Below are 12,988 nucleotides of genomic sequence, written 5' to 3'. Positions count from 1 at the left end.
AGGACAGGTGAGTACGACAGCGGTGACGGGGTTCTGCAGAGTCACTGTCGTGGCGCCCGACAGCCGTATCGACGTGGCGCTCCCGGTGGACATCGCCGTCGCCGACATCTACCCGGAGATCCTGCGCCTGACCGGACAGACCCAAGCGGTCGGCGCTCCGTCCGGCTATCACCTCGTACGGCGTGACGGCCGGGTCCTCGACAGCGGCCGCACCCTCGCCGACGAACGGGTCCTCGACGGCGAGGTGCTCAGCCTGCGCCCGTTCGCGGAATCGCTGCCGCCCGCGGTGTACGACGACATCTCCGACGCCGTCGCCTCCGCCGTCGAACGTGACCGGCACCTGTGGAGCGAGGGAATGCTGCGGGCCGCGGGCCTGACGGGCGGCGCACTGCTGGTCCTGCTGTCGGCGCTCGTCCTGTGGTACGCCGATCCGGTCCGCCACGACATGCACGGCCTGCCCGGGATCATCGCGGCCGGTCTCGGCGTGCTGCTGACGGCGTTCGCGGGCATCCGCGCGCGGGTCTACGGCGACCGGCCCGCCGCCGTGGCGCTCGGCCTGGGCGCCCTGCCGCTGCTGATGATCGCGGGCTCCGGGCTCGTCGGCCCCAGCGCCGGCCAGGGGCCGGGCAGGTTGCAGTTCATGCTGGGCTGTGTCGCGGTCCTGATCGCCTCCGTGGTCCTGGTCGTCGTCACCCCCGGCGGGGACGCCCCCTTCGTGGCCGCCTCCTTCCTGGCGACGGCCGGCACCCTGGCCGCCTTCGCGGCCATCCTGTCCGACGCCTCCGCCACCGCCACCGCGTCGGTGTGCGCCCCCGCGGCGATCGGCCTGGTCGCGTTCCTGCCCGGCCTGTCCGCCCGCTTCGCTCGGCTGCCCATCGGCTACGCCCCCCCGCGGTCCGGCGGCGACGACTTCGAGGCCGACCCCACCCGGGGCGTGGACGCCGAACCGCTCGACGTCGAACGCATCGCCGCGCAGGCCCGCAGGGGCCACGAGATGCTGCTGGGCCTGGTCGGCGGCACGGCCGCGGTCGTGGTCGGCGCCGCGGCCGTCCTCGGCTTCTCCTCCGACGTGTGGGGACAGCTCCTCGCGCTGGCCACGGGGCTCGCCATGCTGATGCGCGCGCGCCTGTTCCGCTACACCTCGCAGGTGTGCTGCGTCCTGGTGGCCGGTATCGCCGCCATCGCCCTGCTGCTGCTCGGGCTCGCGCTGAACCCGCCGTCCTCCGCCCTCACCGACTTCGTACTGCACCACGACCGGGGCGCCCTGGACCTGCGGACCGTCTGGCTCACGGCGGCCGTCGCCGCGGGAGCCGCGCTGCTCACCGCGATCGGCCTGATCGTGCCGCGCAAGGGCCTGTCCCCCTTCTGGGGCCGCTTCCTCGACCTGGCCGAGGGCGCGGTGCTGCTCACCCTGGTCCCGCTCTGCCTCGCCGTGGTGGGCGTCCTGACGGACGTACGCTCGATGGTCGGCTAGGACAGTCGGCCTTGGACGGCTGTCCCCGTACGTGCGCGGGCGGCGAAGGTTTCGTCACAGGGCCGCAACGGGCGTGCCCATGCCATGGCGGGTCCACGTAGCGTCCCGGTCATGAGCTTGCCTGTTCTCGCCCCGCAGTCCTTCCGGCCCACCGACGTCGTCGCCCTCGGCGGCGGCCGGAGCAGCGGCGGCTCCACCGGCGGCTATCACGGCTCCGTGGAGGAGGGCGGCTCCAGCGGCTACCACGGCTCCGAGGAAGAGGGCGGCTCCACGGGGAGCTACGGCGGCAGCTCTCACAGCGGCTACTCCAGCGGCTACCGCCACTACGGCGACAACGGCTCCGGCGGCGGAAGCCAGCCGCTCCTGTGGGTCCTGCTGCTGGTCGTCGCAGTGGTCGTCTTCCTGGTCTGGGCGGCCAAGCGCAACCAGTGACCCGGGTGGCCGAGCCGTACTGGTACCCTGAGTGACGGCCGTGTGTGTACGCGCCCCCGGAGCCCTGCGCCCTGGAGGCCGCGCCCAGCGGATCCCGGCTCCCGAGTAACGGAAGCTCCCCCGAGATGAAGACCGGGGGCACTCGGTTGCCACTCACAGACTATGAGGAGTACGCGTGTCGCTCGACGCCGCTACGAAGAAGCAGATCATCGCCGAGTTCGGTACCAAGGAGGGTGACACCGGCTCCCCCGAGGTCCAGGTCGCTCTGCTCTCCCGTCGGATCTCCGACCTGACGGAGCACCTCAAGGCCCACAAGCACGACCACCACTCCCGCCGTGGCCTGCTGATCCTGGTCGGTCAGCGCCGTCGCCTGCTCCAGTACCTGGCGAAGAAGGACATCCAGCGCTTCCGTGCGCTGGTCGACCGCCTCGGCATCCGTCGCGGTGCGGCGGGCGCGAAGTAAGACGCCGTGAGGGGAGCGGTTCCCGGAATGATCTCGGGGACCGCTCCCTTTGCCGTATGCGGGAGCCGCACGCAAGGTCCCGCACGCACGTGCCGCACGGAGGCCGAACCTCCGGTGCACGGGCGGAAACGTGCGGAGTGTCACTGACGCTTTGTAGTGTGGTAGCACAACGCAATACGTACGACACAGCGTGATAGTGCCGACCCGTTCCGGGTAGGCCGACAGCACGCACACCGAACGAGGAGGAGCGCACCTCGCCGCCGCCGGTCCTCGGTAGTGGCCCCCGGGGGGAAGCGAGCCCCGGGTGCTTCGATCGAAGACCGGCCCGCACCAGACGGCGCGCTTCTCCACCACCGTCCCCCTGCCACACGGGCAGCCGTGGGACGACGACGAGGAGAAAACGCTAGTGGAGAACGAGACCCACTACGCCGAAGCCGTGATCGACAACGGCGCATTCGGCACCCGCACCATCCGCTTCGAGACGGGCCGCCTGGCCAAGCAGGCCGCCGGCTCCGCCGTGGCGTACCTGGACGACGACACCATGGTGCTGTCGGCCACCACCGCCTCCAAGAACCCCAAGGACCAGCTCGACTTCTTCCCGCTGACGGTGGATGTCGAGGAGCGGATGTACGCCGCCGGCAAGATCCCCGGCAGCTTCTTCCGCCGTGAGGGCCGTCCCTCCGAGGACGCCATCCTCACCTGCCGCCTGATCGACCGCCCGCTGCGCCCGTCCTTCAAGAAGGGCCTGCGCAACGAGATCCAGGTCGTCGCCACCATCATGGCGCTCAACCCCGACCACCTGTACGACGTCGTGGCGATCAACGCCGCGTCCGCGTCCACGCAGCTGGCCGGTCTGCCCTTCTCCGGCCCGATCGGCGGCGTCCGCGTCGCGCTGATCCGCGGCCAGTGGGTGGCCTTCCCGACGCACACCGAGCTCGAGGACGCCGTCTTCGACATGGTCGTCGCCGGTCGCGTCCTGGAGGACGGCGACGTCGCGATCATGATGGTCGAGGCCGAGGCCACCGAGAAGACCATCAAGCTGGTCGAGGACGGCGCCGAGGCGCCGACCGAGGAGGTCGTCGCCGCCGGTCTCGACGCCGCGAAGCCCTTCATCAAGGTGCTGTGCCGCGCCCAGGCCGACCTCGCCGCCAAGGCCGCCAAGCCGACCGCCGAGTTCCCGATCTTCCTGGACTACCAGGACGACGTGCTGGAGGCGCTGACCGCCGCGGTCAAGCCCGAGCTGGCCCAGGCGCTCACCATCGCCGGCAAGCAGGAGCGCGAGGCCGAGCTGGACCGCGTCAAGGCGCTGGCCGCCGAGAAGCTCCTGCCGGAGTTCGAGGGCCGCGAGAAGGAGATCTCCGCCGCGTACCGCTCGCTGACCAAGACCCTGGTCCGTGAGCGCGTCATCAAGGAGAAGAAGCGCATCGACGGCCGCGGTGTCACCGACATCCGCACCCTGGCCGCCGAGGTCGAGGCCATCCCGCGCGTGCACGGCTCCGCGGTGTTCGAGCGTGGCGAGACCCAGATCCTGGGCGTCACCACCCTGAACATGCTCCGCATGGAGCAGCAGCTGGACACCCTTTCCCCGGTGACCCGCAAGCGCTACATGCACAACTACAACTTCCCGCCGTACTCCACCGGCGAGACCGGCCGCGTCGGCTCCCCGAAGCGCCGCGAGATCGGCCACGGCGCCCTCGCCGAGCGCGCCCTCGTCCCGGTCCTGCCGACGCGCGAGGAGTTCCCCTACGCGATCCGCCAGGTCTCCGAGGCGCTGAGCTCCAACGGCTCGACGTCCATGGGCTCGGTCTGCGCCTCCACCATGTCGCTGCTGAACGCCGGTGTGCCGCTGAAGGCCCCGGTCGCCGGTATCGCCATGGGTCTGATCTCCCAGGAGATCGAGGGCGAGACGCACTACGTCACCCTGACCGACATCCTCGGTGCCGAGGACGCCTTCGGCGACATGGACTTCAAGGTCGCCGGCACCAAGGAGTTCGTGACCGCCCTCCAGCTCGACACCAAGCTGGACGGCATCCCGGCCTCCGTCCTGGCCGCGGCCCTCAAGCAGGCCCGCGATGCCCGCCTGCACATCCTCGACGTGATGATGGAGGCCATCGACCGGCCCGACGAGATGTCCCCGCACGCCCCGCGGATCATCACCGTCAAGATCCCGGTCGACAAGATCGGTGAGGTCATCGGCCCCAAGGGCAAGATGATCAACCAGATCCAGGAGGACACCGGCGCCGAGATCACCATCGAGGACGACGGCACCATCTACATCGGTGCCGCCGACGGCCCGTCCGCCGAGGCCGCCCGCGCCACGATCAACGGCATCGCCAACCCGACGATGCCCGAGGTCGGCGAGCGCTACCTCGGTACGGTCGTGAAGACGACCACCTTCGGTGCGTTCGTCTCCCTGCTGCCCGGCAAGGACGGTCTGCTGCACATCTCGCAGATCCGCAAGCTGGCCGGCGGCAAGCGCGTGGAGAACGTCGAGGACGTCCTCGGTGTGGGCCAGAAGGTCCAGGTCGAGATCGCCGAGATCGACTCCCGCGGCAAGCTCTCCCTGGTCCCCGTGATCGAGGGCGAGGAAGACGACGAGAACAAGGACGACGCCGAGCAGTGACGTCCCGTAGCTCCAAGGTGACGGCCCGCCCCTCTTCGGAGGCGCGGGCCGTCGCCCGTACCCAAACGCTCATCAAGGGCACGGCCGGCATCGGCACGGTCCGCAGGACCACCCTCCCCGGCGGCCTGCGCATCGTCACCGAGACGCTGCCCTCGGTCCGCTCCGCGACCTTCGGCATCTGGGCGCACGTCGGCTCCCGCGACGAGACCCCGGCCCTGAACGGCGCCACGCACTACCTGGAGCACCTGCTCTTCAAGGGCACCTCCCGCCGCTCCGCGCTGGACATCTCCTCCGCCATCGACGCCGTCGGCGGCGAGATGAACGCGTTCACGGCCAAGGAGTACACGTGCTACTACGCGCGCGTGCTCGACACCGACCTGCCACTCGCCATCGACGTGGTCTGCGACATGCTGACCGGCTCCCTCATCCTCGAGGAGGACGTCGACGTCGAGCGCGGTGCGATCCTCGAAGAGATCGCCATGACCGAGGACGACCCGGGCGACTGTGTGCACGACCTGTTCGCGCACACCATGTTCGGCAGCAACGCCCTCGGCCGCCCCGTCCTCGGCACGGTCGACACGGTCAACGCCCTCACCGCCGACCGCATCCGCCGCTTCTACAAGAAGCACTACGACCCGACCCACCTGGTGGTCGCCTGCGCCGGCAACGTCGACCACAACAAGGTCGTCCGCCAGGTCCGCGCCGCCTTCGAGAAGGCCGGGGCGTTCAAGAACGCGGACGTGACCCCCATCGGCCCGCGCGAAGGCCGTCGTACGATCCGCACGGCCGGCAAGATCGAGCTGCTCGGCCGCAAGACCGAGCAGGCGCATGTGGTCCTCGGCATGCCCGGCATCGCCCGCACCGACGACCGCCGCTGGGCCATGGGCGTGCTCAACACCGCCCTCGGCGGCGGCATGTCCTCCCGTCTCTTCCAGGAGGTACGGGAGAAGCGCGGCCTCGCCTACAGCGTGTACTCGTACACCTCGGCCTTCGCCGACTGCGGCCTGTTCGGCGTGTACGCCGGCTGCCGGCCGAGCCAGGTGCACGACGTGCTGCGCATCTGCCGCGACGAACTCGACCACGTCGCCGCCAACGGCCTCTCGGACGACGAGATCGCCCGTGCCATCGGCCAGCTGAAGGGCTCCACCGTCCTCGGCCTGGAGGACACCGGCGCGCTGATGAACCGTATCGGCAAGAGCGAGCTGTGCTGGGGCGAGCAGATGTCCGTCGACGACATGCTGGCGAAGATAGCCGCGGTCACCCCGGACGAGGTCCGCTCGGTCGCCCGCGACATCCTGGGACAGCGCCCGTCGCTGTCGGTCATCGGCCCGCTGAAGGACAAGCAGGCCGCGCGGCTGCATGACGCCGTCGCCTGAAACTCCCCGTCTTCGGTAAGGAAGCAACAGAGATGAGCAAGCTGCGCGTGGCGGTCCTCGGTGCCAAGGGCCGGATCGGCTCCGAGGCCGTCAGGGCGGTCGAGGCCGCCGACGACCTGGAGCTGGTCGCCGCCCTCGGCCGGGGCGACACGCTGGAGACGCTGGCGGCGACCGGCGCCCAGGTCGCCGTCGAGCTGACCACCCCGGCCTCCGTCATGGAGAACCTCGACTACTGCGTGCGCCACGGCATCCACGCGGTCGTCGGTACGACGGGCTGGACCGAGGAACGCCTCGCGCAGCTGCGCGGCTGGCTCGCCGACTCCCCGGAGACCGGTGTGCTCATCGCGCCGAACTTCTCCATCGGCGCCGTGCTGACCATGAAGTTCGCGCAGATCGCCGCGCCCTACTTCGAGTCGGTCGAGGTGGTGGAGCTGCACCACCCGAACAAGGTCGACGCCCCGAGCGGTACGGCCACGCGCACGGCTCAGCTCATCGCCGAGGCCCGCCGGGCAGCCGGTACCGCCCCCGCGCCGGACGCCACGGCCACCGCCCTGGACGGCGCCCGCGGCGCGGACGTCGACGGCGTCCCGGTCCACGCCGTCCGGCTGCGCGGCCTCCTGGCCCACCAGGAGGTGCTGCTCGGCGGCGAGGGCGAGACCCTCACCATCCGGCACGACTCCCTGCACCACAGCAGCTTCATGCCGGGCATCCTGCTCGGCGCCCGCCGCGTGGTGTCGACTCCCGGCCTGACCTTCGGCCTGGAGCACTTCCTCGACCTGAGCTGAGCCCCACAGTCATGCGCGCAAAGATCACCTACCTCGTCACGGCCGCCGTCCTGGTCTTCTACTTCGTCCTGGTGGGCAGCCGTGGCGTGCTGCTCATCCAGTCCGGCACGCTGCTCACCGTCACCTTCGGCGTGGCGGTGCTCATCCTGCCGGTCATCGGCCTGTGGTTCCTGTGGAAGAACACCCAGTTCGTCCGCAGGGCCAACCAGCTCGCCGCCGAACTCGACGCCGAGGGCGGACTGCCCGTGGACGAACTGCGCCGGCTGCCGAGCGGGCACATCGACCGCGACTCGGCCGACGAGGTCTTCGCCCGGCGCAAGGCCGAGACGGAGTCGTCCCCCGAGGACTGGCGCTGCTGGTTCCGGCTGGCCGTCGCCTACCACGACGCCCGCGACACCCCGCGCGCCCGCAAGGCCATGCAGCGGGCGATCGCCCTGCACGACGGAAAGCCGGTCGAGGCCTGAGGCTGCCCGGCGCGCGCCCACGCGCGCGCCAGGAAGCCGCGGCCGGCCGCGGTGCCGCTCAGCGGGGAGCGTCCCAGCCGCGCCGCTCCGCCGCCCACGCCTCCACCACATCCGCCGCCCGGTCGAACGCCGTCGGCCGGCCCAGGAAGTCCAGCGTGTGCGTGGTCAGCAGCGGCGCCGTCTCATCGGGAGCCCGGTCCGTGCGGACCAGCGCCAGCGCCTGGCCCTGCACCGTCCGCGGCAGCCCCAGCCACCGCACCGGCTGCTGCACCGTCCGCACGGAGCCCACCCGCGCCCACGGCACCGTACGCGTCACCAGAAAGCCGACCTGGCGCAGTCCGCGCCCGCTGACCCACACCCCCACCCGCAGCAGCCGCAGCGCGCAGGCGATGACCGCCACTCCCGCGGCGAGGACGGCCCCGGCGAAGGACACCGAGCCGGTCAGGGCGATCGCCACGGCCGCGAACAGCACGAACGACGCGACCAGCAGCACCAGCGCGGCCAGCCCCACCCGCCAGGGACCGGGCCGGTACGGACGCCGCCAGCGGTCGCGGTCGTCGTACGGCAGCGCGCTCTCCGACGCTGTCTCGAAGGTGCGGTCGGCCGTCAGGAAGGGCAGGGGCACGGCTGGTCCTCACTCGGTCCATGTGTGGGCTGTGCCCGGTGAGGCTATCCGCCTGTGGTGCCGCTCACCACCCTCGGGGGGCCGGAAGGGTCAGTGCCCCTGTGACGCCTGCGACTGCTGGGACGGCGTGTCGGAGGGTATGGACATCGCCGGCAAGCCGAGGATCAGCGCGCCTATGAGACCGGCGACGATCGTGACCCCCAGCAGCCAGTGCCCCGCTATCTCGGCGGCGGACGCCCGCCGGCGCGGCGGGGGAGCGACATTGCTGCGGAACCGGTCCGCCTCGGCCACGAAGGCGAAGGGCACGGACTCACGCCGACGGAACATGGCGGCTACCTCTCCTCTCGAAGCCGGGCCTGCGAAACCGGGCTTCGTCCTCGACCTCTCAGGCCTCACCGATACAGACGCTCGAGTGGCACAAAAGGTGCCCATGTCCGAAAAAATCCTCGGCAAGGTCACTGTCCGGACTGTCAGAGGTGCCCCGTACAGTGGGCGCGAACCTCAAGAAGTGATGGGAAGGACCCCGACCCTCGTGACCACCGAGTCGCTCACGTTCCGCAGTGACGTCACCGTCGAGCTGGTGAAGTCCAGTGCCTCGGACGCCGATGTCCTCTTCGCCGCCCGGGTCTCGACTGCCGGTGAGCAGTCCCTGGACGAGCTGAAGAAGGACCCCGAGCGCTCCAAGGGCCTGATCAACTACCTGATGCGGGACCGGCACGGCAGCCCGTTCGAGCACAACTCGATGACCTTCTTCATCAGTGCCCCGATCTTCGTCTTCCGTGAGTTCATGCGGCACCGGGTCGGCTGGTCGTACAACGAGGAGTCGGGCCGCTACCGGGAGCTCCAGCCGGTCTTCTACGTCCCCGACACCGACCGCAAGCTCGTCCAGGAGGGCCGCCCGGGCAAGTACGTCTTCGTCGAGGGCACCCCCGCCCAGTACGAGGCGGTCAGCGGCACCCTGCGGGAGTCGTACGAGCAGGCGTACGCGTCCTACCAGAAGCTGCTCGCCGAGGGCGTCGCCCGCGAGGTCGCCCGTGCGGCTCTCCCCGTGGGCCTCTACTCCTCGATGTACGCCACCTGCAACGCCCGCTCCCTGATGCACTTCCTCGGCCTGCGCACCCAGCACGAGCTGGCCAAGGTGCCGTCCTTCCCGCAGCGGGAGATCGAGATGGTCGGCGAGAAGATGGAGGCGGAGTGGGCCAGGCTCATGCCGCTGACGTACGCCGCCTTCAACGCGAACGGCCGGGTGGCCCCGTAGGCAAGGCCTGCGAAGCCCTGTTCCCCCGCTCGGAACGGATGTACGGATCAGCCTCGCGAAGTGTCCGTATTGCGGCATTTAGAGAAGTTCATCTAGCCTGATCAAACGGACCCGGCACTGCTTGAACCCCCGAGCAGGCAGTGCCGGGCTCCTTATTTGTCCGGACTTTCTCGGCACCCCGAGGGCAGACCAGGCATTGCGCACCGAGTAGCGTGTTACCCATGGCTCCGACCTCGACTCCGCAGACCCCCTTCGGGCGGGTCCTCACCGCCATGGTCACGCCCTTCACGGCGGACGGCGCACTCGACCTCGACGGCGCGCAGCGGCTCGCCGCCCACCTGGTGGACGCAGGCAACGACGGCCTGATCATCAACGGCACCACCGGCGAGTCCCCCACCACCAGTGACGCGGAGAAATCGGACCTCGTACGAGCCGTACTGGAGGCTGTCGGCGACCGCGCCCACGTCGTCGCCGGCGTCGGCACCAACGACACCCACCACAGCATCGAGCTGGCCCGCGAGGCCGAGCGCATCGGCGCCCACGGCCTCCTCGTCGTCACGCCGTACTACAACAAGCCCCCGCAGGAGGGCCTGTACCGGCACTTCACGGCCGTCGCCGACGCCACCGGGCTGCCGGTCATGCTGTACGACATCCCCGGCCGCAGCGGCGTCCCCATCAGCACCGAGACGCTCGTCCGGCTCGCCGAGCACCCCCGGATCGTCGCCAACAAGGACGCCAAGGGCGACCTCGGCCGCGCCAGCTGGGCCATCGCCCGCTCCGGCCTCGCCTGGTACTCCGGCGACGACATGCTCAACCTGCCGCTGCTCTCCGTCGGCGCGGTCGGCTTCGTCTCGGTCGTCGGCCACCTGGTCACCCCGGACCTGCGCGCCCTCGTCGAGGCCTATGTCTCCGGCGACGTCGTCAAGGCCACCGAGATCCACCAGAAGCTGCTCCCGGTCTACACCGGCATGTTCCGCACCCAGGGCGTCATGACCACCAAGGCCGCGCTCGCCCTCCAGGGCCTGCCCGCCGGACCCCTGCGCCTGCCCATGGTCGAGTGCTCCCCCGAGGAGATCGCACAGCTCAAGATCGATCTTGCTGCCGGCGGGGTACAGCTCTAATCAACAGACTTCGCGCGGAGAACCGCGCAGCACGACTTCACAACCGAATAGATCCTGACAACTGAACACGCAGGTCACCGGTGCCTGCACACCACAACGACAACTGCTTCCGCACGAACGTCATGCGCGCCACGTGCCGTACCGGTACGTGGCGCGCATGGTGAGGAGAGTCTTTTGAGTCATCCGCATCCTGAACTGGGCCCGCCCCCGCCGCTCCCCGAGGGCGGCCTCCGGGTCACCCCGCTCGGCGGCCTCGGCGAGATCGGCCGAAACATGACGGTCTTCGAGTACGGCGGCCGCCTGCTGATCGTCGACTGCGGCGTGCTCTTCCCCGAGGAGGAGCAGCCCGGCATCGACCTGATCCTGCCGGACTTCTCGTCCATCCGGGACCGCCTCGACGACATCGAGGGCATCGTCCTCACCCATGGCCACGAGGACCACATCGGCGGCGTCCCGTTCCTGCTCCGCGAGAAGCCGGACATCCCGCTGATCGGCTCCAAGCTGACCCTCGCCCTCATCGAGGCCAAGCTCCAGGAGCACCGGATCCGGCCGTACACCCTGGAGGTGGCCGAGGGGAACCGCGAGCGCGTCGGCCCCTTCGACTGCGAGTTCATCGCGGTCAACCACTCCATCCCGGACGCCCTGGCCGTCGCCATCCGCACCCCCGCCGGCATGGTGGTGCACACCGGCGACTTCAAGATGGACCAGCTGCCGCTGGACAACCGCCTCACCGACCTGCACGCGTTCGCCCGGCTGAGCGAGGAGGGCATCGACCTCCTGCTCACCGACTCCACGAACGCCGAGGTCCCGGGGTTCACCCCGCACGAGCGCGACATCTCCAACGTGCTGCGCCAGGTCTTCGCCGGCGCCCGCAAGCGGATCATCGTGGCCAGCTTCGCCAGCCACGTCCACCGTATCCAGCAGATTCTGGACGCCGCGCACGAGTACGGCCGCCGGGTCGCCTTCGTCGGCCGCTCCATGGTCCGCAACATGGGCATCGCCCGTGACCTCGGCTACCTGAAGGTCCCCCCGGGCCTCGTGGTCGACGTCAAGACGCTGGACGACCTGCCCGACCACGAGGTCGTCCTGGTCTGCACCGGCTCCCAGGGCGAACCGATGGCGGCCCTGTCCCGCATGGCCAACCGGGACCACCAGATCCGGATCGTCGAGGGCGACACGGTCATCCTGGCCTCGTCCCTCATCCCCGGAAACGAGAACGCGGTGTACCGCGTGATCAACGGCCTGACCCGCTGGGGCGCCAACGTCGTCCACAAGGGCAACGCCAAGGTGCATGTTTCCGGCCACGCGTCCGCGGGCGAGCTGCTGTACTTCTACAACATCTGCCGCCCGAAGAACCTGATGCCGGTCCACGGCGAATGGCGCCATCTGCGCGCCAACGCCGAGCTGGGCGCCCTCACCGGTGTCCCGCACGACCAGATCGTCATCGCCGAGGACGGCGTCGCGGTCGACCTGATCGAGGGCAAGGCCAAGATCTCCGGCAAGGTCCAGGCGGGTTACGTCTACGTCGACGGCCTCTCCGTCGGCGACGTCGGCGAGCCGGCGCTGAAGGACCGCAAGATCCTCGGGGACGAGGGCATCATCTCCGTCTTCGTGGTCGTGGACGCGTCCACCGGCAAGATCACGGGCGGCCCGCACGTCCAGGCACGCGGCTCCGGCATCGAGGACGCGGCCTTCTCCGACGTCCTGCCGAAGATCACGGAGGTCCTGGAGCGCTCGGCCCAGGACGGGGTCGTGGAGCCGCACCAGCTCCAGCAGCTCATCCGCCGCACCCTCGGCAAGTGGGTCTCCGACACCTATCGCCGCAGGCCGATGATCCTCCCGGTGGTCGTGGAGGTCTGACGCCCCGTCGACACGAGTCCGGAGCGGGGCGCCTCGATTTGCATCGGGGCGCCCCGCTCCAGTACGTTTACGGCTCCGCCCAACCGGGAACCCCAGCACTTCACGCGCTGGACACAGGTGCCCGGAGCGGGTGGGAAAACCGACTCGGAACTTCTGATAAAGTCGGTGAGCGCCGGAAAGGAAACCGCGAGAGCGGGGAACTGGAAAGCACCGAGGAAATCGGATCGAGAAAAGATCTGATAGAGTCGGAAACGCAAGACCGAAGGGAAGCGCCCGGAGGAAAGCCCGAGAGGGTGAGTACAAAGGAAGCGACCGTTCCTTGAGAACTCAACAGCGTGCCAAAAATCAACGCCAGATATGTTGATACCCCGTCCGTCGGACATTGTCCGATGGACGAGGTTCCTTTGAAACAAACACAGCGAGGACGCTGTGTGCGAGGGGACTATTCCTCCTCTCGCACCGCTCTCGTGGTGTTCATCCCGATTACGGGAAAACATTCACGGAGAG

General features: G+C 69.7%; 12 protein-coding genes. 10 read left to right on the top strand and 2 right to left on the bottom strand.

Annotation, left to right across the window (positions count from 1 at the left end):
- The first annotated feature begins 7 nt into the window (after positions 1–7).
- The 7 genes from eccD to ACWCV9_RS04465 all read left to right on the top strand — a co-directional run bounded on the left by eccD (position 8) and on the right by ACWCV9_RS04465 (position 7,617).
- Entirely contained in the window at positions 8–1,474 is a 1,467-nt protein-coding gene (gene eccD, locus ACWCV9_RS04495; protein ID WP_450784253.1) for a type VII secretion integral membrane protein EccD, read from the top strand.
- A 111-nt stretch (positions 1,475–1,585) separates the two neighbouring features.
- Positions 1,586–1,906 (top strand): hypothetical protein, encoded by a 321-nt coding sequence (locus ACWCV9_RS04490; RefSeq protein WP_450784252.1) that lies wholly within the window; start codon positions 1,586–1,588, stop codon positions 1,904–1,906.
- Positions 1,907–2,081: 175 nt separating this feature from the next.
- On the top strand, positions 2,082–2,369 hold the full coding sequence (gene rpsO / locus ACWCV9_RS04485) for a 30S ribosomal protein S15 (RefSeq protein ID WP_437072480.1): 288 nt from the start codon (positions 2,082–2,084) through the stop codon (positions 2,367–2,369).
- 406 nt (positions 2,370–2,775) lie between these two features.
- The gene (locus ACWCV9_RS04480; RefSeq protein ID WP_450784698.1) at positions 2,776–4,992 is read left to right on the top strand and encodes a polyribonucleotide nucleotidyltransferase; all 2,217 of its coding nucleotides are present in this window, start codon (positions 2,776–2,778) and stop codon (positions 4,990–4,992) included.
- Positions 4,989–6,368, top strand: coding sequence for a M16 family metallopeptidase (locus tag ACWCV9_RS04475; protein ID WP_450784251.1), 1,380 nt, complete (start codon positions 4,989–4,991; stop codon positions 6,366–6,368). The genes ACWCV9_RS04480 and ACWCV9_RS04475 overlap by 4 nt, the downstream gene beginning before the upstream one ends.
- Before the next feature lie 32 nt (positions 6,369–6,400).
- Positions 6,401–7,153: a 4-hydroxy-tetrahydrodipicolinate reductase gene (gene dapB, locus ACWCV9_RS04470; RefSeq protein WP_450784250.1), complete on the top strand. Its 753-nt coding sequence runs from the start codon at positions 6,401–6,403 to the stop codon at positions 7,151–7,153.
- A gap of 11 nt (positions 7,154–7,164) precedes the next feature.
- A complete protein-coding gene (locus ACWCV9_RS04465; protein WP_450784249.1) occupies positions 7,165–7,617 on the top strand; it encodes a hypothetical protein in 453 nt (150 codons plus the stop codon).
- A 58-nt stretch (positions 7,618–7,675) separates the two neighbouring features.
- On the opposite strand, the gene ACWCV9_RS04460 is transcribed toward ACWCV9_RS04465, so the two are convergent.
- Together ACWCV9_RS04460 and ACWCV9_RS04455 are read right to left on the bottom strand one after the other, a co-directional pair.
- Positions 7,676–8,242 (bottom strand): hypothetical protein, encoded by a 567-nt coding sequence (locus ACWCV9_RS04460; protein ID WP_450784248.1) that lies wholly within the window; start codon positions 8,240–8,242, stop codon positions 7,676–7,678.
- Positions 8,243–8,332: 90 nt separating this feature from the next.
- Positions 8,333–8,569, bottom strand: a complete 237-nt coding sequence (locus tag ACWCV9_RS04455) for a hypothetical protein (protein WP_385839575.1) — start codon at positions 8,567–8,569, stop codon at positions 8,333–8,335.
- A 205-nt stretch (positions 8,570–8,774) separates the two neighbouring features.
- Here ACWCV9_RS04455 and thyX point away from each other — a divergent pair, with 205 nt between their 5' ends.
- The 3 genes from thyX (at position 8,775) to ACWCV9_RS04440 (ending at position 12,481) form a co-directional block, all read left to right on the top strand.
- Positions 8,775–9,500 carry an FAD-dependent thymidylate synthase gene (thyX, locus tag ACWCV9_RS04450; protein ID WP_385839574.1) on the top strand — a complete coding sequence of 242 codons (726 nt, stop codon included), beginning with the start codon at positions 8,775–8,777 and terminating at the stop codon, positions 9,498–9,500.
- A gap of 221 nt (positions 9,501–9,721) precedes the next feature.
- Positions 9,722–10,621, top strand: coding sequence for a 4-hydroxy-tetrahydrodipicolinate synthase (gene dapA / locus ACWCV9_RS04445; RefSeq protein ID WP_385839572.1), 900 nt, complete (start codon positions 9,722–9,724; stop codon positions 10,619–10,621).
- Positions 10,622–10,795: 174 nt separating this feature from the next.
- Positions 10,796–12,481 (top strand): ribonuclease J, encoded by a 1,686-nt coding sequence (locus tag ACWCV9_RS04440; RefSeq protein ID WP_450784247.1) that lies wholly within the window; start codon positions 10,796–10,798, stop codon positions 12,479–12,481.
- Positions 12,482–12,988: the final 507 nt, after the last annotated feature.

It is taken from the genome of Streptomyces sp. NPDC001606, from assembly GCF_053596835.1.
The sequence above is the reverse complement of the archived record's forward strand: the minus strand, read 5'-3'. Positions and strand labels throughout refer to the sequence as shown.

What these genes read in the sequence shown, in the direction of transcription:
- ACWCV9_RS04490 (WP_450784252.1), top strand. Translation starts at nt 1,586, where the DNA reads ATGAGCTTGCCTGTTCTCGCCCCGCAGTCCTTCCGGCCCACCGACGTC.
- dapB (WP_450784250.1), top strand. Translation starts at nt 6,401, where the DNA reads ATGAGCAAGCTGCGCGTGGCGGTCCTCGGTGCCAAGGGCCGGATCGGC.
- ACWCV9_RS04465 (WP_450784249.1), top strand. Translation starts at nt 7,165, where the DNA reads ATGCGCGCAAAGATCACCTACCTCGTCACGGCCGCCGTCCTGGTCTTC.
- ACWCV9_RS04455 (WP_385839575.1), bottom strand. Translation starts at nt 8,569, where the DNA reads ATGTTCCGTCGGCGTGAGTCCGTGCCCTTCGCCTTCGTGGCCGAGGCG.
- dapA (WP_385839572.1), top strand. Translation starts at nt 9,722, where the DNA reads ATGGCTCCGACCTCGACTCCGCAGACCCCCTTCGGGCGGGTCCTCACC.